The organism is Halomicrobium sp. HM KBTZ05 (genome assembly GCF_041530035.1).
In the GTDB taxonomy this organism is placed as follows: Archaea; Halobacteriota; Halobacteria; order Halobacteriales; family Haloarculaceae; genus Halomicrobium.
Genome location: NZ_CP168057.1, coordinates 1,432,190 through 1,452,397 on the forward strand (window position 1 = coordinate 1,432,190; position 20,208 = coordinate 1,452,397).

A 20,208-nucleotide genomic window follows, 5' to 3' on the forward strand; every position below is an offset into this window, starting at 1 on the left:
ACACAGCGACGTGAGCTTCGTACTCGGACGCGAGCGCGGTCTCGACGGCGGCCCGACGGTCAGACTCGGCACCTATCGCGCGAGCGACGGCAGCGGCGTCGGCCCGGTCCACCTCGATCTCGACCGGCCACACGCCGTCACGATCGTGGGCAAGCGGGGATACGGGAAGTCCTACACGCTGGGTGTGATCGCGGAGGGGCTCGCGCGCGCCGACGGGACTGGTCCGGTACTCGTCGACACGATGGGGGAGTTCGGAACGCTGGCGGCCGACGCCAGCGGCGATCCGGTTCCGGCCACCGTCGTCGACGAGCCGCGGGTCGCGCCGTCGTCGTTGTCACCCCGGACGTGGTGTCGGCTGCTGGGGCTGGCCCCCGACAGTGCCGCGGGCAGTCTGCTCTGGCAGGCCGCCAGCGACGGACAGTCGCTCTCGGAGATGCGGGAATCGGTCCGGTCGGCCGACGCGTCGGCGGGCGTGGTCCGGACCGTTCGCAACCACCTCGACGTGGCCGACCGCTGGGACGTGTTCGACCCAGCGGGGCTGACGGCGACGGCCCTCGCCGACGGTGCGGTCACGGTCGTCGACGTGTCGAGGCTGGATTCGGCCCCGGCCAACGCCGTCGTCAGGGCGATCTGTGACCTCCTCTATCGTGGTCGGATCGACGGTCGGATCGAACGACTCCCCTGGCTACTCGTCGACGAGGCCCACGCGTTCTTCGACGGCGTCGCCGACCCGGGCCTGCGACAGCTCCTCACGCGCGGGCGAACACCCGGCGTCAGCCTCGTCTGTGCGACACAGCGCCCGAGTGCCGTCCCGGCCGTCGGCATCTCCCAGTCCGACCTGCTCGTAGCCCACCGGCTCACGTCGGGCCGCGACATCGAGGCGCTCACGGCGGCCCAGCCGACGTACCTGACCGACTCGCTGACAGCGCAACTCCCCACCAGTCCCGGCGAGGTCGTCGTCGTCGATGACACGACCGAGAGCGTCCACGGGGCGACGGTCCGGGAACGCGCGACTCCCCACGCCGGTGACAGCCCGCGAGCCAGCGCGGTGGCGTCGGGCGAGTGACGCGACCTCCGTCCGATCGCTCTACGCTTTTGTGTCTCCGTCCCCAACGGAGAGTCATGAGTGAGAAAACCACCGACGAAACGCCGGGCAACGACGAGGAGTGGCGCGAGATCCTCACCGAAGAGGAGTACCGGGTCATGCGTGAGCAGGGCACCGAGCCGCGGTTCAGTAGCGATCTGATCGACGTGAAAGACGACGGGCAGTTCCAGTGTGCGGGCTGTGGGACGGCGCTGTTCGACAGCGGGGAGAAGTTCGACTCCGAGACGGGCTGGCCGAGCTTCTGGGACGTGTACGACGAGGGCGCGATCGAGACCCGTCGAGACACCAGCCACGGAATGGACCGGACGGAGGTCGTCTGTGCGAACTGTGAGGGCCATCTCGGCCACGTCTTCGACGACGGTCCCGAACCGACCGGCAAGCGCTACTGCATCAACGGCGCGGCCCTGGAGTTCGAGGCAGACGAGTAGGACCACCGGAACGCTTTTTGCGGTGTTCGCGATTCGTACGTGTAGGTACCAGTGACAGACGACACGACCGACGCGACCGACGACTCGGCGGCCTCGACAGCAGCCGACCAGCCACTGTTGAAGCCCTCCCTCACGGAGTTCCCGTGGCTCCGCGCAGCTATCGCGTCGGTCGGGACACTCGCCGTCCAGTACGCCGCGATCGTCGTCGCACTCGCGCTCTCGGGGTCCGCAGTCACCAGAGCGGACTGGTCGCTCTGGACGAAGGCCGTCCAGTACGTCTACGTGGTGTACAGCGCTCACCACGTCCCGATCGCGACGACGGTCTCGCAGGGCGTCCAGGCCGGATCGGGGCTGAACAATCTCCTGTACGGCCAGCCGTTCTTCCCGGCCGTCCTCTTTTTCGCCCTCCCGATCGTCGTGCTCCTCGCTGCCGGGTTCCTCTTCGAACGCCAGCGAACACCGCCGGTGACGGTCGGGGGCACAGAAGAGAGCGCGATGGTCGCCACTGGATTCGCCATTCCCTACGTCGCCGTCGGGGCGCTCGGCTCGTTCGTCTTCGTCCGGCGGATCACGGGAGAGACCGCACAGGCGGTCTCGGCTCCCGCGCTCCTGTGGACGCTCGTCGCGATGTTCCTGTTCCCGATGGTGTTCGTGGCGATCGGGGCGGCACTCGCTTACGTCTTCTCGACGCCCGGTCAGGCGTAGCTCTGCTCGACGAACTCGAGGATCCGTTCGGACTCGGCCATGGTGACGCCACGGTCCTCGTCGACGAGGACCGGGACGCCGCGCTGGCCCGAGACGCGCTTGACTTCGTCTCGCTGTGAGTGGAGCGCGTCGATCCACACCGAGTCGTACTCGACGTCGAGGTCGTCCAGTCGCTCGGCGACCGCCTCGCAGTACGGACAGCCATCGAGCTGGTAGAGTGTGATGCTCATATCCGTCCCTCGGACCGGAGTCAGAAGCCGCTTTCGGCGCGGCTGTCGGGGTTTGGTCGAAAAAATCGGAGCGGCTGGCTTACTCGTAGAGCCAGGTTTCGTCGATGCGCTCCCACTCGACGAGTTCGTCCTCGTCGAAGAAGAGCTCGATCTCTCGCTCGTTCGAGCCCTCGTCCTCGTGGTCGGAACCGTGGATGACGTTCCGTCCGAGGTCGAGTCCGAGATCACCACGGATCGTTCCGGGTGCGGACTCGGCCGGATCGGTCTCGCCCATCATCGAGCGGACCTGTCGGACGGCGTCCTGTCCTTCCCAGACCATCGCGAAGACCGGGCCGGACGTGATGAACTCGACGAGACCCTCGAAGAACGGCTTGCCCTCGTGCTCGCCGTAGTGTTCCTCGGCGAGGTCTCGGTCGATCTGCATGAACTTCGCGCCGACGAGCTTGAGCCCGCGGTCCTCGAAGCGGCTCACGATGTCACCGATCAGGCCACGCTGCACGCCGTCGGGCTTGACCATGACGAACGTCCGTTCGAGGTCCTCGCTCATGCCTCGGCCTCCTCGGTCTCTTCGTCGTCGGTCTCGGCGGACTCCGCGTCGTCCTCGTCGGCCGTCTCGTCTGCCTCGGTGGACTCGTCTTCGTCGGCGTCCGCTTCGTCTGCCGCCTGCTCGTCCGCTGCTTCGGCGGCTGCCTCGGCTTCGGCGGCCGCTTCCTGCTCTGCAGCGGTGGTCTCGCGACCGGCCTCGGTCCACTCGAGGTTGCGCGCCTCGCGGCCGAGATCGGCATTGTTCTCACACTTCGACGAGCAGTAGTGGATCGTCGTTCCGCTCTTTCGGACGAACATCGTCCCGGTACCGGGCTCGATGTCCGCGCCGCAGTAGTCACATTCTCGGGTTCGAGGCATCGTTACTGACCTCCGATCTGGTCGGCCTCACGTGCGGTCTCGCGCAGCTGGAGCACGTCGCCCTCGCGGACGGGACCGAGGACGTTTCGGGTGATGATCCGACCCTGGTTCGAGCCCTCGCGGATGCGGCACTTGACCTGCATGGCCTCGCCGTGCATCCCCGTACGGCCCACGACCTCGATGACCTCGGCCGGCGTGGAGCCACTGTCTTCGGATTCCTCAGCACTCATCCTCGGTCACCTCACCGAAGTTCCTCGACCTTGCTGGCAATGTCCTCGACGTCGTCTTCCGCCTCACCGGCGTCGACGACTGCCGCGGCGGCACTGCCGACCTGGAGGCCGGCGGCGTGGCCGAGGTCACTCTGCTCGGCGACGAAGACGAACGGCACGTCTTTCTCGTCGGCGAGTTCCGGGATGTGCATGACGATCTCCTCGGGCTGAACGTCCTCGGCGACGAGGACGAGTGCGGCGTTGCCGCGCTCGATTGCCTTGGTCGTCTCGTTCGTTCCTTTCTTGACACTTCCTGTGTCCCGCGCGACCTCGAGCGCCTCGAGGGCGTCGTCTGCGAGGTCTGCAGGGACGTCGAAATCTACGTATACTGGCATTGATGGATCACCTCCTGCACGCGGGCTCGCGCTCCCCCGCCGGGATAGTCCTGAGAAGGCTGGGAGCATCATCAACCCGGTGCAGGCTGTACCCGTGACTGCGACACGAGCCCTAAAAGGGGTTTCGAAGCCGAAATCCCGTGGCAGGCCGCCACACGGTCGCTGGCCGGGGATCGCTTCGGTCGTCTGGCCCGTCCGAGAGGACCGTCAGGCCCATACTCGCGGCCGGAACAGTGTCGGTATGGAACTGGCGGCACGGCTCCGTGCGGAAGCACAGCGCGCCGACGAGCGGCGCGTCCTCGTTCTCACCGGCACGCCGTCGGCCACCCGCGACGCGGCGGCCGACGCGCTCGACGCGGCGGGCGTGAGCAGCGAGGCGCTCACGGTCGTCGGTCCGGCCGACGGTCTCCCCGGCGAACACCTCGATACGGTCCACGCTGGCGAGCTCCTGGGCCGGACCCGCAGCGCCGTCGTGCTGGACTGCCACGAGGCCTGTCGGCCCAACGCGCTCGGAGCGGCCGTCGGTGCCGTCGACGGTGGGGGACTCTTGCTCGTGCTCGCGCCCTCGCTGGCGGACTGGCCCGACAGACGCGACGCGTTCGACGAGCGCCTCGCCGTTCCGCCCGCGACCGTCGAAGACGTGGCGGGGCAGTTCCGGACGCGACTGGTCGAGACGCTCCGGGCACACCCCGGTATCGCCGTGGTCGACGCCGACAGCGGGACGATCGAGCGGTCGGGGCTCACCGACCCCGCTCCGCACGTGCCCAGAGGCCGGCCCGCCCCGCCCGACGACCACGACTTCCCGCGGGCGGTCTACGACGCCTGCCTGACCGACGATCAGGTCGCGGCCGTGCGCGGGTTCGAGCCACTGGCCGACCCGGGCAACGCGCTCGTCGTCGAAGCCGACCGCGGCCGGGGGAAGTCCAGCGCCGCCGGCCTGGCCGCGGGGGCGCTGGCACGGGACGGGCTCGACGTGCTCGTGACCGCGCCCCAGTACCGGAGCGCGCGCGAGGTGTTCGACCGGGCCGGCGAGCGACTCTCGGCGATGGATGCACTCCGGGGACGCGACGACCCCGAGACGCCCCACGAACTCCGGACGGCCGATGGACGGGTTCGCTACGCCGACCCGACGGCGGCCGCGACGGCGACCGACGAGGCCGACCTCGTGATCGTCGACGAGGCCGCTGCGCTCCCGGTTCGGGTCCTCGAACGGTTCCTCGACGCGCCCTCGGTCGCGTTCACCACGACGGTCCACGGCTACGAGGGGGCCGGCCGGGGTTTCTCGGTCCGGTTCCGGTCGCGGCTGGCCGACAGCGACTTCGCGGTGTGCGAGCGCCGACTGACCGAGCCGATCCGCTACGCGCCCGGCGATCCCGTCGAGTCGTGGGTCTTCCGTGCGCTGTTGCTCGGCGCGCGGCCGGCCGTCGAGCAGGTGGTCGCCGACGCGACCCTCGACAGCGTCGACTACGAGCAGTGTGACTCCCGGCGCTTGCTCGACGACGAGCACCTGCTGCGGGAGGTCTTCGGGCTGCTCGTCCTCGCTCACTACCGAACGGAGCCCGACGACCTCGCGCGACTGCTCGACGCGCCCAACGTCGGCGTCCGGGTGCTCACCCACGACGGACACGTCGTCTCGGTCGCCCTGCTGGCCCGCGAGGGCGATTTGCCGGCGACGCTTCGGGCGGAGATGTACGAGGGCGGACGGGTCCGTGGCAACATGATCCCCGACGTGTTGACGACGCAGTTGCGCGACGAAGCCGCCGGTGTCCCGGTCGGTCAGCGCGTCCTCCGGATCGCGACACACCCGGCGGTGCGCTCCCGCGGACTCGGCTCGCGACTGCTCGACGAGATCGCCGACGAGTTCGCGGACGCGGTCGACTGGCTCGGCGTCGGGTACGGTGCGACGCCCGAACTCGTCGACTTCTGGGCGGACAGCGGCTACCGGAGCGTCCACTGCTCGACGACGCGCAACGACCGGAGCGGGGAGTACTCGGCGATCATGCTCCGGCCCTGCTCGACGGCGGGGGAGGCACTGGCCGACCGCCACGCCTCGTGGTTCCGCGACCGGATCGCCGGCGTCCTCTCGGACCCGCTCGACGACCTCGATCCCGACGTGGCCCGCACCGTGCTCCGTGCTGTCGACGGGACGCCCGAGATCGACCTCTCGGAACCAGAACGCAGGCTCGTCGCGGGCATCCCCGGCGGTGCGGGGGTCTTCGACACCGCGCCCGAGCCGGTTCGTCGACTCGCGCTCGCCCACCTCGTCGCGCCCGCCGAACCCGACGCGCTCACCGACGACCAGGAACGGCTCCTCGTCCGGAAGGCGCTACAGGGCCACGACTGGGACCGCGTCGCCGACGAACTGGGATTCGTCTCGACGGCCGAGTGTATGCGCGCGCTGGGCCGGACCGTCGAAAGATTGGTACGGCTGTACGGCGACGATGCACTCACGGAGGAACTCGACCGCCACACATGATCGATCTCCTGGTCCTCGCTCTCGCCTTCGTCTTGCTCGTCGTGGGCGTCGTCGGGAGCGTCGTCCCGCAGATGCCCGGCGCGCCGTTCTCCATCGCAGGCGTCCTCGTCTACTGGTGGCACAGCGGCTTCAGCGAGCCCGGCACGCTGTTGCTCGCGGTCCTGCTCGCGGTCGGGCTGGCGACGCTGGCGATCGACTGGCTGGGCGGCGCGGTCGCGGCGAAGGTCGGCGGGGCCTCGACCACGACGGCCGTGATCGCCAGTCTCGTCGGCGTCGTCCTCTTTTTCGTCTCGGGCGGCCCGCTGGGCATGATCCTCGGGATGACCCTGACGGTCTTCGTCGTCGAGTACTACCGCCAGCAGGACGCACGCGCCGGTGCGAAGGCGGCGCTCGTGACGACGCTGGGCATCCTCAGCTCGTCGGTGATGCAGGCCGTGCTGACGGGTGCGATGCTGGTGACGATGGTCGTCGTCGCGCTGTGAGCGAGCAACGCCTATCACCCGTCGACGCCAACCCTCTCGCATGCAGTGTGGCGAAGACGACTGCCGACGGCGAGCGGCGGTGGAGCTACACGTCCCCTGGCGAGCGAACCTCGTCGTCTGTCCGGCCCACGCCAGGGTGTGGGCACAGCGAGACGGCGTCGTCCCGGTACCGATCGAGGGCGAAGCGGACCGCTGGCCCTAGAGTAGCCATTGAAATTCAATGCACACCCGATCGCACGACAGCAGTGCGATCGGTGTGTAAATCGTTTCAATTGTTACTATAGAGCCCCTTCGCCATCATCACCTCGTCGATGTAGTCGCCGTCGAGCTTGTAGTGGTCCGCGCGGACGGCCTCGGTCTCCCAGCCGTGGGCGTCGAGGAACGCGATCGCCTCTTCGTTCGTCGAAGGAATGGAGTTGTAGATCTTCTCGTAGCCGTGTTTGGCGGCCCACTCCAGCCCGCGCTCGAGGAGGTGGCTCCCGATTCCGAGGCCGCGGTACTGTTCGAGGACGCCGAGGGTCAACTCCGCGGTGTGACTGAGCTTGTCGAGCTCTGGATGTTTGAGGTGGACCCAGCCGACGACCTCGTCTTCCACGCAGGCGACGAAGAAGATCCGCGATTCGAGTTCGTTGTGCCGCAGGAGGACGCCCTCGCTGTCGACGACATCGGCTACGGTCTCGGCGTCGACGTAGGTCTTGCCACCGATGGCCTGACGGATCGCACCGACGAGCCCGGTCAGGTCCTCCTGGCGGGCCTGTCGGATCGTGAACGACACGTCGTCGGCCGTGAACTCCTCTTCGGCGCTGTCTTCGTAGGCGACTCGCAGCGCTCCGTCGACCGCTTCGAGCGTTCCGTTGCGCTTGAGGATCGCGACGTGGTGGCCGAACGGTCGCGGTTCCATCCCCAGCGAGCGCCGCAGCTCCTCGGGCTCGACCGAGCCGTGGCGCTCGACGTACTCGTAGATGTCCTTTCGGTCCTCGTGGTCGAACTGCAGCGGCTCTGTCAGTTCCATGTGGATTGGTACCACTCCACTATACTTAATGGTTTATCACTTTCGAAGCGAGGACCCCGTACGGCGTCAGAGAGCGACGGAGAACGGCGCTTTACCGTTCTGGTACGTCGGTGAGCAACTGGGCAACGTCGCGGATGTTGTGTGTCTCGACGAGTAACTCGGCGGCCGCACGGACGCTGTAGTCGGCGTCGACCGTCACGCCGTAGCAGGCCGCGTAGGCCGCCAGCCAGTCGTCGACAGCACCCTGGAGGCGGTCGAACTCCGCCGTCGTGAGCCGCGCGATCGACTCGCCGGTGCGCGCCTCACAGTACAGGGCCACGGTCGGCCCCAGCCCCTCGCGGAGCAGCGCCATCGCTCGCTCGTCGTCCGGCGGGTCGGGATCGATCGTCGCCCGCGCCACTGTGGCCTCGTCGGCCAGCCGCTCGATTCGGTTCGCGTACGCCGTCGCGTCCGACATCGTCGGTCTATCCCTCCCGGTACTCGACGCCCTTCCCGCCGTCGGGGTGTTCCCAGTGGGTGTCGGCGACGACGGCGCAGGTGCCACACTCGACGCAGGGCTGGGTGTCGAGGCTGACGACGTGGGCCTCGTGGCCGTCGGTCTGGACGTACTCGTCGCGGTAACAGCCCCCGCCGAAGTCCGCCGCGCTCACCGGGCAGGCCGTCACGGCCGTCCCCGACGCGTCGAAGTCGTTGTCGATCAGTTCGATGTGCGGATCGCCAACGTCGTAGGTCAGATCCCCGATCCGATCGTCGAGTGCCGGCGGCTGGACGCGGTTCTCGTCGGTGACCGGCTCGCCGAGCTCCTCGGCGATGATCGTCGGAATCGTCACGTAGGGAGTCCGCGTGTCTGGCATCATCGCCATCAGTCTGGGCGAGGCAAAGAGCCGTTCCAGCACGTCCTCGCCCAGAGCTGAGACCGCGAAGCGCCCGACGGGTGAGTCCGCGACGGTGTCGATCAGCGACGCCACGGGACCGAGCTCGCCGAGTCGACCGAGCGTCCTGTAGCTCGTCGGACGGAGCTTGTCCATCACGCCTTCGCGGTGCAGCTTTCCCTCGTACAGTTCGCCCGCGTCGTGGGGGGTGCCACGGGAGCGCGCCGTCGCGAACGCCTCGGCCGCGAGCGCGCCAGCGGTGACGGCGTGGTTCATTCCCTTGATGATCGGTCCCTGGGCCTGCATCTGGCCGGCGGCGTCGCCGACGAGGACGAGCCTGTCCTTGTGGGGAGAGGGGTGGGCCGCCTTCTTGGAGTCGGGGACGAGCTTGGCGGCGTACTCGCGTTCCTCGTACTCGTCGCCGAGCCACTGGGCCAGCAGTGGGTGCGTGAGGAGGTTGTCGAGCAGTTCGTGGGGCTCGGCCCGCTCGTCGGCGATGGAGTCGAGGTGGAAGACGGTCCCGATCGACAGGGAGTCCTCGTTGGTGTAGAGGAAGCCGCCACCGCGGACGCCGTCGAACAGGTCGCCGGAGAACAGGTGGGCGACCCCCTCGTCCTCGTCGATGTCGAACCGCTCGGCGATGACCTCCGGCGGCATGTCGACGACGGCCTTGACCCCCTGGAACCACTCTTCGGGTTCCTCCCAGTCCATCAGCCCGGCGTCGCGGGCCAGCTCCGAGTTGACGCCGTCGGCGGCGACGACCAGATCCGCCTCGATCGGATCGAGTTCGGCCGTCTCGACGCCGACGATCTCGCCACGATCCCGCAACAGGCCCGTGACCCGCACGTCAGTCAGCAGTCCGCCGCCAGTCTCGCGAGTCATCTCGTGGACGCGCTCGCCGAGCCAGGCGTCCATCCGTCGCCGGAGCACGGCGTCGGCCCACGCCGTGTCGTGATGGTGCAGTGCAGAGATGTCGAAGCTCTCGACGCGGTCGCCAGCGACGTTGTGGATGTAGTTCTCCGTCGCCGGTCGTTCGGTCGCCTCCTCGCGGAAGTCGGGGAACAGGTCGTCGATGGTGTACGGTGCGGACTCCTCGGCGTAGACGAGCCCGCCCGAGACGTTCTTCGCGCCCGCGTCGGTCCCGCGTTCGAGGACGAGCGTCTCGACGCCGTTGTTCGCGAGCGTTGCCGCCGCCGCCGCGCCGCCGGGGCCACAGCCGACCACGACGGCCTCGTAGTGTTCGTGCTCAGTCATCGCTTACCTCCTGCATCGCCGTCGCCAGTTCGCCCGACTCCAGCGCCTCGGTGAGTCGGGGCAGCACTTCGAACAGATCGCCCTCGACGAAGTAATCCGAGAACTCCCTGATGTCGGCCTCGGGGTCGGTGTTGACCGCGACGATCGTGTCCGACTCGTCCATCCCGACCTTGTGCTGGATCGCCCCGGAGATGCCCGCGGCCACGTACACGTCCGGCTCGACGACCTGGCCGGACTCGCCGATCTGTCGGTCCTCGCCGACGTACTGCTCGACGTGACCGTCGAAGCTGTACGACGAGGTGATCACGCCACGCGAGAGTCCGAACGCGGCGTCTTCGAAGGCGTCCACGAGGTCCAGGCCGAGTTCGATCCCGCGGGTCGGATCGTCGCCGATCCCTCGCCCCATCGCCACGACCACATCGTGACCGGTCAGATCGACGCCGTCGTCGAGCTGGTCGTACTCCGTGATCGCGACCGAGAACCACGACTCGTCCAGTTGCATGTCGTGCTCGACGACCTCGCCCTCGCGCTCGGGATCGGGGTCGGGCACCGCGAAGCTCCCCGGAATGACCGAGCCCCCCTGCGGGTGGAAGTCTCGGTGTGGCTTGTCGATACAGAGGATCGTGGAGTACTCGAACCCGGAGAAGTCCGGCCGCTTCATGTGCAGGATGCGCTCGAACTCTTTGCTGTCGCCGGCCTGTCCCGTCTTGGCGGGGTTGGAGATCATGGCGTCCTCGATGTACAGCCCCGAGCAGTCCGAGGCCAGCCCGGAGTCGAGTTCGCCCTGGACGAGTGCCGAGAGGTCCCGGCCGTTGTGCGTCGCCGGGAACAGCGTGTACCGGGGTTCGTGGTAGTCGCGGAACGCGAACTCACTGTCTCGGCACATGTGACAGAAGATCTCGGTGTAGGGCTGGTGACGGAAGCGACCGAGGCGCTCGTCCTCGTGGTAGACGACCCTGTCTGCGCCGTACGCGATCGCCTCGTCCGCCAGTTCGCCCACGCCGTCGCCGATCAGGACTGCCACCACCTCCTCCGGAGCGCCGTCCTCGTCGCCGCCGTAGTCCTGGGTCGGAGCCTCGTCGTCCGCCTCGTCGGTCGCTTCGCCGTTGTACTGGTCCATCATCCGCCGGGCCTTTCCCAGCATCTCGCGAGACACGTCGATCAGTTCTCCCTGCTGGGTTTCACAGTAGACCCACATGTCGCGGTAGGTCCCGTCGACGGTGCCCTCGACCCACCGCTTCTCGCTGGTCGGGTGGTCCAGCTCCGGGTACTTCTCCTCTGGCGGGACGTACGCCGGACCGTCGCCGTCCTCCTCTTCGCTGCCCTCGATCGATTCGATTCGGCTCTCGATCCGGCCCTTTGCCGTCTTGCGGTCCTCGCCCGCTCGCTCTCGTTCGAGTAACGCCCGCAACACGTCCGCGTCGTCCACGTCACGAACGAGGTTCGCCACGTCTGCGACGGTCATCTCCGAGAGGTCGACGGCGGTCGGATCGACCGCCTCGTCCGCCGCGGTGAGCTTCTCCAGGCGATCCTCCAGCAGGGTCACGACGGCCGTCCGGTCCTCGCCCGACGCCTCCAGATCGAGCATCGCCTCGATCTCGTCGGGGTCGTCGACGTCTTTGATCTTCGGACCGAGTGCTGCGATCTCGTGGTCGGTGGGGTCGATCTCCGGCACGGTCAGTCACCTGCCGCGTACGCCGCGAGTTCGTCGTAGACCTGTTCCATCCCGGCCTCGTCCTCGACGCCGTCGACCAGCGTCGCCTCACGCTCGGCGGGCGCTTTCGGGATCGGGTCGACGCCCGCGACGATCGTCGGCGAGCCGTCCAGCCCGATGTAGTCCGGATCGAGGTTCAGATCCTCGTGATCCCAGACGGTCACGTCCTCGTCCAGATCGAGGTTCGCGGCCCGCTCCTGAGTCGCTGCCCGGAGGTCCTTCCACCGGAGTCGATGGGCCGCCTTCCGGTAGGTGTGCTCGAACTCCGGGTCGGCGACGACGAACGCCGGGAGATCGGTCTCGACGGTCTCGATCTCGCTTACGTCGCCCTCGACGAGTCGCTTCGCGCGAAGGCTCCCTTCGTCCTCGTCGATATCGAGCGCCACGACGTGGGTGATCGTCGGCATCTCCAGGCACCAGGCGGTCTGGGGTCCGGTGTGGCCGGTCTCCCCGTCGGCGGTCTTGAAGCCCGCGAAGATCAGGTCGGGCTCCGCGTCGAGTTTCTCGATCCCGGTGGCGACGGTCATCGCCGTCGCCCAGGTGTCTGCCGCCCCCATCTCTCGATCGGAGAGCAGGAAGAGGTCGTCGGCGTACACGTCTGCCATCCCCTCCTGCAGGACCTCCTTGTAGCCGGGCGGTCCCATGCTCAGCAGCGACACCGTGCCGCCGTTGCGGACCTTCGTCTGGAGTGCGGCCCGCAGCGCGTGCTTGTCGTTCGGATTCATCACCGTCGGCGTCTTCCCCCGTTCGAGGTGGCCGTCCTCGTCGAAGGACACCTGCCCCTCCCGGAAGTCGGGGACGCCTTTCGTCAGTACGACCGTGTGCATTGCTCTCTGTTACCTCGTGTGTTGTTCTCACCCACGGGACTGTAATAGTAGTTTGTGCTGGATATTCTCCTGACACGAGGTCGGCGAACCGCCGCGGTGCTGTCGAGTGGTGAAAACGCAGTCATACTACCGGCTGTACATCTGTGACCGATTTCGCCACCCCGAGGTGACGAAGCTCTTCACGAAGTGACAGCCGACAGTATCAGAAAGAGACGGTCAGATGCGGCCGGCCCGACCCGGGTCGACGTCGATGGCGTCGACGGGACACACGTCGACACAGAGCATGCAGTCGATACACTGGTCCTCGTGGGCCGGATCTGCCTTGATCTCGCTCTCGGGGTGGTCCGGCGTGTCGACCCACTCGAACACGTCGACCGGACAGTCCTCCAGACAGGCACCGTCGGCGATACAGATGTCGAAGTCGACGGCGACGTGCGTTCCGTGGATGCCCAGCGTCTCGGGCTCCTCGACCGGCCCCCACACCGAGTGGCCCTCGTGGTCCTCGGCGATGTCGCGGTTCTCCTCGAACTCGGGATCGATAGCCATTGGTACCTACATACTCCGCTGGCACGCACTTAAGCCTTTGATACCGGTGTGTGCTACCGCCGGCCGATCCGTTCGTCGTCCGTCGGTTTGCCGGTGTCGAGACCCTCGCCAGCCACGCCGTCGCCCAGCGGTCCGTCGTCCAGTGGCCCACCGTTTAGCGGCCCGTCGTCCGGCGGCCGCCGCTCGTCGCGCTGACCGCCCAACTGTGCCGTGAGGAACTGGACGGTCTCCTCGATCGTCCGGTCGAAGGCGTCGTCCGGGAAGCTGTGGTCGCCCCCGTCGATCACCACGAACGCCCCAATCGACAGCGCGTCGACGGCGTCGGCGTACCGCCGGGCCTGCTCGATCGGGAGGACCTCGTCGGCGTCGCCGTGGACGACCAGCGTCGGGGGTGTCCCCACGTCCGTCTGGCCCATCGGCGACGCGAAGTCGTAGGCCTCGGGCATCGCCTCACGCGTCCCGCCCAGGTAGTCGACGTGGGCGTCCGGGTCCGCGTCGAAACACCGGAAGTCGTAGATGCCGGCCCAGCCGACGGCGGCCGCGACCGCCGAAGACGCGCCGGGGTAGGCCTCTGGCTCGAAACCCGGCTCGTCGGCCGTCACGGAGACGAGCGTCGCGAGGTTCGCTCCCGCTGAGTAGCCCGCCGCCGCGAGCCGCTCGGGATCGATCCCGTACTCCGCACCCTCGACGCGACACCACTCGACCGCCGCCTTGGCGTCGATCAGCGCGGCCGGGAACGTCGCCTCGTCGGCGAGCCGGTACTCCGGGGTCACGACGACGTATCCCGCGTCGGCCAGAGCACGCGCCTGTTCGGCCAGCTGGGTCTTCTCGCCCGAACGGAAGGCCCCGCCGTGGAACAGGACGACGGTCGGTCGCGGCCCGCTCTCGCGGGGCTCGTACACGTCGAGCCGGAGCGTCCGCACCGGTGTCTCGTGGAACGCGATCTCGGAATGGACCGTCCCGCTGGTGTCAGTCGTCACTCCCGGAAAGATCGGTCCGCCGATACAAGTGCTCGTCGGAGTCTGCCCTGCCCCGCGACGCTGGCCCGCCTAGTCGCAGTGTGGGCACTCGCGTCGCTGGACGCCGTCGGGATCGAGCGTCCACTCCAGTTCGCGACCACAGCGGTCGCAGGTCCCGTCGTCGGATTCGGACTCGTCGCTCCGCTGGCACTCGCCACCTGGGATCGGGTCCATGTCTAGTCCCCACAGCGGGCGAGACAAAAGCGTGGTGCCGCCCCGTACTGCCGGCGGTAACTGCTCCGGGATATTCGCGACCACGGGTCGCGGAATTCTTCACAGACGGACAGCCAGCAGTATCAGGGGTGAGCGTAGTACGCCAGCACGTCCTCGTCCTCGCTCTCGCCGACCGCGTCGATCCGGGCGAAGCCGACGCGCTCGAACTGGACTACGTCGTCGGCCTCGTAGTCGGTCACGCCGGGCTCCGCGATCCCGCTCACGTCCCCGTCCATCGTTCGCAGTCGGACGCTCGGGCCGTCCGCGGGTGCCCAGTGGATCACGTCGACGTCCCCGTCGGTCACCACGTCGAGGTCGTCGCCGGTGTACTCCAGCGCGTCGCGAGTGTGGCGAACGCAGCCGTAGCCCTTGAGCCAGACACGCTCGCCGTGGGGCGGCAGATCGTCGCCCTCGACGACGACGGCATCATCAACCGGAATCGCTCGCCGGCCGCGGTCCTCGTGGTCCGGGTGGACGTACGGCTCCCCGGTCTCGGGCCCGCCGACGACCTGACACTCGACGATCCCGCCGGCCTCCTCGGCGTCGCGGACGAGGAAGGCCCGGTCGGCGTCGTCGTCGATCAGCTCGCGGTTGTTCGCGTAGATCGCCGACATCGCCAGGTCGACGTTCGAGGTGGAGGTGCCAAGCCCCGTCATCGCCTCGACGATGGCCTCGCCGCGGATGCCCCGGCGACGGAGGCTCGCGATCGTCGGCGCGCGCGGGTCGTCCCAGCCGGTGAGTTCGCCGGCCTCGATCTTCTCGATGATCGTCGAGGTCGACATCGGCACGTCGTAGGCGTCGATCTGGACGTGGCCCCAGTGGAGCACTTCCGGGTACTCCCAGTCGAAGTAGTCGTAGAGGAACTGCTGGCGCTTTGCCGAGTCCTGGAGGTCGATCCCGCGGATGATGTGGGTGATCTCCGTGAGGTGGTCGTCGAGCCCGCTCTGGAAGTCGAGCATCGGCCAGCAGCGGTAGTCGCTGGCCTCCTCGCGTGGATGGGGCGTGTCGATCATGCGGAACGCGACCCAGTCGCGCAGTGCGGGATTCTTGTGCTCGATGTCCGTCTTCACCCGCAGCACCATCTCGCCGCTCTCGTAGTCGCCGTCGATCATCGCCTCGAACTCGGCGTGGACCTGCTCGACGTCTTTCTCGCGGTGTGGACAGGCCTCACCGCTGTTTTTCATGTCGGAGAACTCCGCCTGCGGGCACGAGCAGGTGTAGGCCCCGCCCTTCTCGATCAGTTCGCTGGCGTACTCGTAGTAGGTCTCGACCCGGTCGCTGGCCGTGATCACTTCGTCGGGCTCGAAGCCGAGGTAGTCGATCGCGTCGCGGATCTCGTCGTAGGCGTTCAGATCCGGCCGCTTGGTCTCGGGGTCGGTGTCGTCGAAGCGACACAGCATCCACCCGTCGTACATCTCCTTGTACGTCCCGATGACGGCCGGCATCCGGGCGCTCCCGAGGTGCCACGGCCCGTTGGGGTTCGGTGCCAGTCGCATCCGGACCTCGTCGTACTCGGAGACGTTCGGGAGGTCCGGCAGGGGCTGGTCGTCTTCTTCGTCCTCACTCTCCAGGTCGTCGAGCACGTCGGGTGCGATCTCGGCCAGTCGCTCGCGGCGCTCGTCGGCGTCCATCCCGTTGACGCGCTCGATGACCGGCGAGATGACGCCGGGAATCTCGTCGCCGTACTCGCGAAAGTCCGGGTGCTCGCCCATCAACGGTCCCATGATCGCTCCGACCTGTGCCTCGCTGTCGTGCTTGACCGCGTTCGTCAGCGCCGCTTTCTCGGCGGCGTCTTCGACGCGGGCGCGTAGATCGTCGTCCATACACGCACGTCGGCGGGGCGGGGTGAAAATTACGTCGGAACGGTTCCCGTCAGTACTCGCGCTCGACGAGGTAGTCGGCGATCCCCGCCAGTAGCTGGCGTGGCTCGTTGTCCGGCAGCACTTCGAGGCGCTCTTTCCCGCTGGCGATCAGGTCGTGGGCCGTCTCGCGGGCGAACTCGATGCTCCCGGCGGCTTCGAGTTCGGCGACGGCGTCGTCGATCTCGCTCTCGGTGACCGCCTCGACGGAGTCGGTCTCGACGAGGCCCTCCACGTCGACGCCCTGCTGGCGGGCGTGCAGCGTGATGATCGTCTGCTTTTCCTCGACGAGATCGGAGCCGCGTTGCTTGCCCAGTTTCTCCGAGGGCGTCGTCAGGTCCAGCAAGTCGTCCTGGATCTGGAAGGCCCGTCCCACGTCGAGCCCGTAACCGTAGAGCGGTTCGACGGCTTCCTCGGCACCCATCAGCTGTGCCGGGATCGACGCCGAGGCCGCGTACAGCACAGCCGTCTTCAGCTCGACCATGTCGAGGTACTCGTCGGTCGTGACCGCCGCGCGACTCTCGAAGTCGATGTCGAACGACTGGCCCTCACAGATCTCCGTACACGTCTGGGCGAGTCGCTTCGTCGCGGCGACGGATCGCTCCGGCTCCGCGCCCGTATCCAGCATGTACTCGAAGGCCTTCGAGAACAGCGTGTCGCCCGCGAGGATCGCCGTCGAGAGGTCGTACTCGCGGTGGACCGCCGGGACCCCGCGACGCAGGTCGTCGTCGTCCATGATGTCGTCGTGGATCAGGGTAAAGGACTGGATCGTCTCGATGCCGACGGCGGCACGCAACACGTCGATCTCGCCGCCGTCGACGGTCGGGAACGATCGGTAGTCCGTCGACTGTGGCTCGACGTCGGCGAGTGACTCGGCCGCCAGCAGCAGCATCGTCGGACGGAGCCGCTTCCCACCGGCGTCCATCAGGTACCGCGACGCCTCGTAGAGCTCCTCGGGTTCGTCGACCGGAAGCTCTCGCTCGATCGCGTCGTTGACCTGCTCGCGGCGGGCGACGATCGCCGCCTCGACGTCCTCTTGACGAGCCATCCTACTCGACCAGCGTGATCCGGTTGCCGTTACTGGTCGCGTGCAGATCGCGACCGAGCTTGTAGCCCTGGCTCTCACAGAGGCTGACGTACGGTGCGAACCCGGACATGCTCTGGTGAGCCGGGATGACGTTCTGGGGCTGGAGCGCCTGCAGCATCTCGTAGTGGCCTTCCTCGCGGAGGTGCCCCGAGACGTGGATGTCGTCGTAGAGGCGCGCGCCCTGCATCTTCAGGAGCTGTTCGGACTGGTAGCGCTGGCCCTCGTTGGACGGCTCGGGGATGACCCGCGCCGAGAAGATGACCTTGTCGCCGTCTTCCAGCTCGTAGGGCGTCTCGCCACGGCCCATGCGGGTGAGCATCGCGCGGGGCTCGCCCTGGTGGCCGGTGACGATCGGCAGGAAGTTCTCCTTGCCGTCGTTCATGATCCGTTTGAACGTGCGGTCGACGGACTTGCGGTGGCCGTACATCCCCAGATCGTCGGGGAAGTCGACGAAGTCGAGGCGCTCCGCGGTCCCGGAGTACTTCTCCATCGAGCGGCCCAGCAGGACCGGCTGTCGACCGATCTCGTCTGCGAACTCGACCAGGGACTTCACACGGGCGATGTGCGAGGAGAACGTCGTCGCGACGATCCCGCCGTCGTAGTCCTCGACGCTGGTCATGACGTCTTTGAGGTGGCGGCGCGCGACGGACTCGGAGGGCGTCCGGCCCTTCCGGCCGGCGTTCGTACAGTCCTCGATGTAACAGAGGACGCCCTCGCCCTCGCGACCGATCTCTCGGAACCGCTTCATGTCGATGGGGTCGCCCAGCACCGGCGTGTGGTCCATCCGCTTGTCGAGACCGTAGACGACGGACCCTTCAGGCGTGTGGAGCACGGGGTTGATGGCGTCGATGACCGAGTGTGTGACGTTGACGAACTCCAGTTCGTTCTTGTCGCCGATGGACATCGTGCCGCCGGCTTCCATCTTCACCAGATCGTTCTGGACGCCGAACTTCTCCTCGCTCTTGATCTGCTGTTTGACCAGCTCGATCGTGAACGGCGTCGCGACGATGGGCGCGTCGTAGCGGTGTGCGAGCTTCGAGATCGCGCCGATGTGGTCGAGGTGGCCGTGTGTCGGCACGATGGCCTTCACGTCGCCCTCGAGTTCGGACATGACGCGGTCGTCCGGGATCGCACCCATGTCGATGAGGTCGAGCGAGTGCATCCGCTCGGTCTCGACGTTGTCGTGAATCAGTACCTTCGAGAGGTTCAGGCCCATGTCGAAGATGACGATGTCGTCGCCCGCGCGAACGGCCGTCATCTGTCGGCCAACCTCTTCGTAACCGCCAATCGTTGCGATTTCTACTTCCATAGTTGCCTCTCCGAGTAAGGCCGCACGAACGCGGGGGGTACCGGCTACGACAGTTCGTCGATCGCTCGCTCGACAGGTCCTGTGGTCCGCAGGCCGACCGGGTCGCCCCGTAGCCCCGGATCACGCGAAGGGGTGGGAACCAGTTGTTCCCGACCGTCGTCCGCCGGCCGCCTCCCGCTCGCCGGGCGGCCGTACGCTCGGTTACCTGGGCCTACGACGGCCGCTGTTAAAAACGGCGGGGTTCCGCGACGGGAGTGTTGCGCGGGCTACTCGCCGTCGAGTGCGTCCGAAAGCGGATCGCCGTCGCCCTTGGTCTCGAAGGAGTAGCTGCTCTCGTCCTCGTCGTCGAGATCGTCTTCGTAGGCGTCGCCGCCGGACGTGGTCTCCTCGTCCTCGTCGCCCGTCGTGCTGTCGGCGGCGGTCTCCTGGAGGTCCTCCCAGCTCGTTGCACTCTCGACCGAGTCGTCGAACTGCTCGTCGTCGACGAGGCGCGTCTCGTCGGCTGTGGGCTGTTTGTCGACGAAGGGATCCTCTTGCGGTGACGACTCCTCGACCTCGGTCTCTCCGTCGGACTGGTCGTCCTGGGTCGACTGGTGCTGTTCGAACTCTTCGGGGTCCGGCGGCGTCCACTCGGGCTGTCCGCCACTCGACGGGTCGTCGCTCGGTCCGTCGTCCGGTTCGGGCTGGCTCCCGACAGAGTCGTCGACCGGTCGGTCGCTCGCGGGCTCGTTCGGAGGCTGGTCGTCCCTCGGCTCGGTCTCGGATCGACTCGCCGCCGGTTCGGCCCCGGGCTGGCTGTCTCCCGGTTCGTCGAGTGGCTGGCGACTCGGGCGCTCCTCCGCGGACTGGTCGCCCGCTGGCTCGTCCAGCGGTCCGGGCTGGTCGGGCTGTTGGGCAGTGGGCTCTGCTCCCGACGCACCCTCGTCCGTCGGCTGTGGCTCGACCGCCTCGGGGGTTCGTGACTCGGCGACTGGCTGGTCCGGCTGTCGAGGATCGTTCTCCACCTGTGCAGCAGGACGCTGTTCGGACGGTGCCTCGGCGTCGGGCTGTCCGGCCACTTGCTCGGGGCTCGACCGTTCAGACGCCGTCTGCGGGTCTTGCTGGTCGGTCTCCGGCGGTGTCTGACTCTCTGGCTCGCTCTGTGCGACCGGCTCCGTGTCGGGAGCGTCGCTCTGGACGGTGTCGGTCTCGTCGCTCGCCTCTACACCGTCGTCTGCTCTCTCGTCGGCGTCTGCGGTGGCACTGTCGAGTTGGCCCTCCGATTCGAGGACCGAGCGCGTCCCGACGGCCGTCCCGTCGGCGACGAGCTTGAACAACAGTCCGCTGACGCCCCCGATCGTCGCGAGGACGCCGACGAGGCCGATCGCGACGCCGCCCCAGCCGGTCGTCGTGGCCGGGGCTCTGAAACCGGGACTCGCGATCGTGCCGGTGAGGAACCCACCGAGGAGGTTGCCGGTCAACACGAGGACGATACCGACCAGTGTCACGACGAGTAGATGGGCGAGAAAGCGGGTGCCGTACCTGAAAACGCCACTGATTCCGACTACTGCCATACGTTGGACA

The 20,208-nt window shown here is 67.7% G+C and carries 23 protein-coding genes; 6 read left to right on the top strand and 17 right to left on the bottom strand.

Features of this window, described 5'->3' with window-relative positions:
* The first annotated feature begins 10 nt into the window (after window positions 1-10).
* Genes ACAH01_RS07435 through ACAH01_RS07445 form a run of 3 tightly spaced genes read left to right on the top strand, consistent with a single transcriptional unit; the run spans window position 11 to window position 2,238 of the window.
* A complete protein-coding gene (locus ACAH01_RS07435) occupies window positions 11-1,066 on the top strand; it encodes an ATP-binding protein (RefSeq protein ID WP_372480728.1) in 1,056 nt (351 codons plus the stop codon).
* Window positions 1,067-1,122: 56 nt separating this feature from the next.
* On the top strand, window positions 1,123-1,533 hold the full coding sequence (gene msrB / locus ACAH01_RS07440) for a peptide-methionine (R)-S-oxide reductase MsrB (RefSeq protein ID WP_170094584.1): 411 nt from the start codon (window positions 1,123-1,125) through the stop codon (window positions 1,531-1,533).
* Window positions 1,534-1,584: 51 nt separating this feature from the next.
* A complete protein-coding gene (locus tag ACAH01_RS07445; RefSeq protein ID WP_170094583.1) occupies window positions 1,585-2,238 on the top strand; it encodes a hypothetical protein in 654 nt (217 codons plus the stop codon).
* On the opposite strand, the gene ACAH01_RS07450 is transcribed toward ACAH01_RS07445, so the two are convergent.
* The 5 genes from ACAH01_RS07450 to rpl7ae form a co-directional block, all read right to left on the bottom strand.
* Window positions 2,229-2,468 (bottom strand): glutaredoxin family protein, encoded by a 240-nt coding sequence (locus ACAH01_RS07450; RefSeq protein ID WP_372480729.1) that lies wholly within the window; start codon window positions 2,466-2,468, stop codon window positions 2,229-2,231. The two genes, ACAH01_RS07445 and ACAH01_RS07450, sit on opposite strands and share 10 nt — an antisense overlap.
* Before the next feature lie 79 nt (window positions 2,469-2,547).
* Entirely contained in the window at window positions 2,548-3,015 is a 468-nt protein-coding gene (gene ndk, locus ACAH01_RS07455; RefSeq protein WP_170094582.1) for a nucleoside-diphosphate kinase, read from the bottom strand.
* Entirely contained in the window at window positions 3,012-3,371 is a 360-nt protein-coding gene (locus ACAH01_RS07460; RefSeq protein WP_170094581.1) for a 50S ribosomal protein L24e, read from the bottom strand. The genes ndk and ACAH01_RS07460 overlap by 4 nt, the downstream gene beginning before the upstream one ends.
* A gap of 2 nt (window positions 3,372-3,373) precedes the next feature.
* Window positions 3,374-3,601, bottom strand: a complete 228-nt coding sequence (locus tag ACAH01_RS07465) for a 30S ribosomal protein S28e (RefSeq protein WP_015763570.1) — start codon at window positions 3,599-3,601, stop codon at window positions 3,374-3,376.
* 11 nt (window positions 3,602-3,612) lie between these two features.
* Window positions 3,613-3,975: a 50S ribosomal protein L7Ae gene (gene rpl7ae / locus ACAH01_RS07470; RefSeq protein ID WP_015763569.1), complete on the bottom strand. Its 363-nt coding sequence runs from the start codon at window positions 3,973-3,975 to the stop codon at window positions 3,613-3,615.
* 241 nt (window positions 3,976-4,216) lie between these two features.
* On the opposite strand from rpl7ae, the gene tmcA reads away from it, so the two are divergent.
* Genes tmcA through ACAH01_RS07485 form a run of 3 tightly spaced genes read left to right on the top strand, consistent with a single transcriptional unit; the run spans window position 4,217 to window position 7,135 of the window.
* A complete protein-coding gene (tmcA, locus tag ACAH01_RS07475; RefSeq protein ID WP_372480730.1) occupies window positions 4,217-6,451 on the top strand; it encodes a tRNA(Met) cytidine acetyltransferase TmcA in 2,235 nt (744 codons plus the stop codon).
* On the top strand, window positions 6,448-6,933 hold the full coding sequence (locus ACAH01_RS07480) for a DUF456 domain-containing protein (RefSeq protein WP_153553687.1): 486 nt from the start codon (window positions 6,448-6,450) through the stop codon (window positions 6,931-6,933). Before tmcA ends, ACAH01_RS07480 begins: the two co-directional genes overlap by 4 nt.
* A 40-nt stretch (window positions 6,934-6,973) precedes the next feature.
* The gene (locus tag ACAH01_RS07485; protein WP_208626051.1) at window positions 6,974-7,135 is read left to right on the top strand and encodes a hypothetical protein; all 162 of its coding nucleotides are present in this window, start codon (window positions 6,974-6,976) and stop codon (window positions 7,133-7,135) included.
* Between the two features lie 66 nt (window positions 7,136-7,201).
* Here ACAH01_RS07485 and ACAH01_RS07490 read toward each other — a convergent pair whose 3' ends face one another.
* The 12 genes from ACAH01_RS07490 to ACAH01_RS07545 form a co-directional block, all read right to left on the bottom strand.
* Window positions 7,202-7,945, bottom strand: coding sequence for an N-acetyltransferase family protein (locus ACAH01_RS07490; protein ID WP_372480731.1), 744 nt, complete (start codon window positions 7,943-7,945; stop codon window positions 7,202-7,204).
* A gap of 91 nt (window positions 7,946-8,036) precedes the next feature.
* Window positions 8,037-8,402, bottom strand: a complete 366-nt coding sequence (locus ACAH01_RS07495) for a hypothetical protein (RefSeq protein WP_372480732.1) — start codon at window positions 8,400-8,402, stop codon at window positions 8,037-8,039.
* A 7-nt stretch (window positions 8,403-8,409) separates the two neighbouring features.
* On the bottom strand, window positions 8,410-10,071 hold the full coding sequence (locus ACAH01_RS07500; RefSeq protein ID WP_372480733.1) for an FAD-dependent monooxygenase: 1,662 nt from the start codon (window positions 10,069-10,071) through the stop codon (window positions 8,410-8,412).
* Window positions 10,064-11,746, bottom strand: coding sequence for an electron transfer flavoprotein subunit alpha/FixB family protein (locus tag ACAH01_RS07505; RefSeq protein WP_372480734.1), 1,683 nt, complete (start codon window positions 11,744-11,746; stop codon window positions 10,064-10,066). Before ACAH01_RS07505 ends, ACAH01_RS07500 begins: the two co-directional genes overlap by 8 nt.
* A gap of 2 nt (window positions 11,747-11,748) precedes the next feature.
* Complete coding sequence (locus ACAH01_RS07510; RefSeq protein WP_372480735.1) at window positions 11,749-12,612, bottom strand: electron transfer flavoprotein subunit beta/FixA family protein; 864 nt, start codon at window positions 12,610-12,612, stop codon at window positions 11,749-11,751.
* A gap of 216 nt (window positions 12,613-12,828) precedes the next feature.
* Complete coding sequence (locus ACAH01_RS07515) at window positions 12,829-13,158, bottom strand: ferredoxin family protein (protein WP_015763560.1); 330 nt, start codon at window positions 13,156-13,158, stop codon at window positions 12,829-12,831.
* 53 nt (window positions 13,159-13,211) lie between these two features.
* The gene (locus ACAH01_RS07520) at window positions 13,212-14,138 is read right to left on the bottom strand and encodes an alpha/beta hydrolase fold domain-containing protein (protein ID WP_372480736.1); all 927 of its coding nucleotides are present in this window, start codon (window positions 14,136-14,138) and stop codon (window positions 13,212-13,214) included.
* A gap of 69 nt (window positions 14,139-14,207) precedes the next feature.
* Window positions 14,208-14,351 (bottom strand): hypothetical protein, encoded by a 144-nt coding sequence (locus ACAH01_RS07525; protein WP_170094571.1) that lies wholly within the window; start codon window positions 14,349-14,351, stop codon window positions 14,208-14,210.
* Window positions 14,352-14,473: 122 nt separating this feature from the next.
* Window positions 14,474-16,213 (bottom strand): glutamate--tRNA ligase, encoded by a 1,740-nt coding sequence (locus ACAH01_RS07530; protein WP_372480737.1) that lies wholly within the window; start codon window positions 16,211-16,213, stop codon window positions 14,474-14,476.
* Between the two features lie 49 nt (window positions 16,214-16,262).
* On the bottom strand, window positions 16,263-17,297 hold the full coding sequence (idsA3, locus tag ACAH01_RS07535) for a geranylfarnesyl diphosphate synthase (protein WP_372480738.1): 1,035 nt from the start codon (window positions 17,295-17,297) through the stop codon (window positions 16,263-16,265).
* A 1-nt stretch (window position 17,298) separates the two neighbouring features.
* Window positions 17,299-18,645, bottom strand: a complete 1,347-nt coding sequence (locus tag ACAH01_RS07540; protein WP_372480739.1) for an RNase J family beta-CASP ribonuclease — start codon at window positions 18,643-18,645, stop codon at window positions 17,299-17,301.
* Between the two features lie 266 nt (window positions 18,646-18,911).
* The gene (locus ACAH01_RS07545) at window positions 18,912-20,198 is read right to left on the bottom strand and encodes a hypothetical protein (RefSeq protein ID WP_372480740.1); all 1,287 of its coding nucleotides are present in this window, start codon (window positions 20,196-20,198) and stop codon (window positions 18,912-18,914) included.
* Between the last annotated feature and the right edge of the window lie 10 nt (window positions 20,199-20,208).

What these genes read in the sequence shown, in the direction of transcription:
- msrB (WP_170094584.1), top strand. Translation starts at nt 1,123, where the DNA reads ATGAGTGAGAAAACCACCGACGAAACGCCGGGCAACGACGAGGAGTGG.
- ACAH01_RS07450 (WP_372480729.1), bottom strand. Translation starts at nt 2,468, where the DNA reads ATGAGCATCACACTCTACCAGCTCGATGGCTGTCCGTACTGCGAGGCG.
- ndk (WP_170094582.1), bottom strand. Translation starts at nt 3,015, where the DNA reads ATGAGCGAGGACCTCGAACGGACGTTCGTCATGGTCAAGCCCGACGGC.
- ACAH01_RS07460 (WP_170094581.1), bottom strand. Translation starts at nt 3,371, where the DNA reads ATGCCTCGAACCCGAGAATGTGACTACTGCGGCGCGGACATCGAGCCC.
- ACAH01_RS07465 (WP_015763570.1), bottom strand. Translation starts at nt 3,601, where the DNA reads ATGAGTGCTGAGGAATCCGAAGACAGTGGCTCCACGCCGGCCGAGGTC.
- rpl7ae (WP_015763569.1), bottom strand. Translation starts at nt 3,975, where the DNA reads ATGCCAGTATACGTAGATTTCGACGTCCCTGCAGACCTCGCAGACGAC.
- tmcA (WP_372480730.1), top strand. Translation starts at nt 4,217, where the DNA reads ATGGAACTGGCGGCACGGCTCCGTGCGGAAGCACAGCGCGCCGACGAG.
- ACAH01_RS07480 (WP_153553687.1), top strand. Translation starts at nt 6,448, where the DNA reads ATGATCGATCTCCTGGTCCTCGCTCTCGCCTTCGTCTTGCTCGTCGTG.
- ACAH01_RS07485 (WP_208626051.1), top strand. Translation starts at nt 6,974, where the DNA reads ATGCAGTGTGGCGAAGACGACTGCCGACGGCGAGCGGCGGTGGAGCTA.
- ACAH01_RS07490 (WP_372480731.1), bottom strand. Translation starts at nt 7,945, where the DNA reads ATGGAACTGACAGAGCCGCTGCAGTTCGACCACGAGGACCGAAAGGAC.
- ACAH01_RS07495 (WP_372480732.1), bottom strand. Translation starts at nt 8,402, where the DNA reads ATGTCGGACGCGACGGCGTACGCGAACCGAATCGAGCGGCTGGCCGAC.
- ACAH01_RS07500 (WP_372480733.1), bottom strand. Translation starts at nt 10,071, where the DNA reads ATGACTGAGCACGAACACTACGAGGCCGTCGTGGTCGGCTGTGGCCCC.
- ACAH01_RS07510 (WP_372480735.1), bottom strand. Translation starts at nt 12,612, where the DNA reads ATGCACACGGTCGTACTGACGAAAGGCGTCCCCGACTTCCGGGAGGGG.
- ACAH01_RS07515 (WP_015763560.1), bottom strand. Translation starts at nt 13,158, where the DNA reads ATGGCTATCGATCCCGAGTTCGAGGAGAACCGCGACATCGCCGAGGAC.
- ACAH01_RS07525 (WP_170094571.1), bottom strand. Translation starts at nt 14,351, where the DNA reads ATGGACCCGATCCCAGGTGGCGAGTGCCAGCGGAGCGACGAGTCCGAA.
- ACAH01_RS07530 (WP_372480737.1), bottom strand. Translation starts at nt 16,213, where the DNA reads ATGGACGACGATCTACGCGCCCGCGTCGAAGACGCCGCCGAGAAAGCG.
- idsA3 (WP_372480738.1), bottom strand. Translation starts at nt 17,297, where the DNA reads ATGGCTCGTCAAGAGGACGTCGAGGCGGCGATCGTCGCCCGCCGCGAG.
- ACAH01_RS07540 (WP_372480739.1), bottom strand. Translation starts at nt 18,645, where the DNA reads ATGGAAGTAGAAATCGCAACGATTGGCGGTTACGAAGAGGTTGGCCGA.
- ACAH01_RS07545 (WP_372480740.1), bottom strand. Translation starts at nt 20,198, where the DNA reads ATGGCAGTAGTCGGAATCAGTGGCGTTTTCAGGTACGGCACCCGCTTT.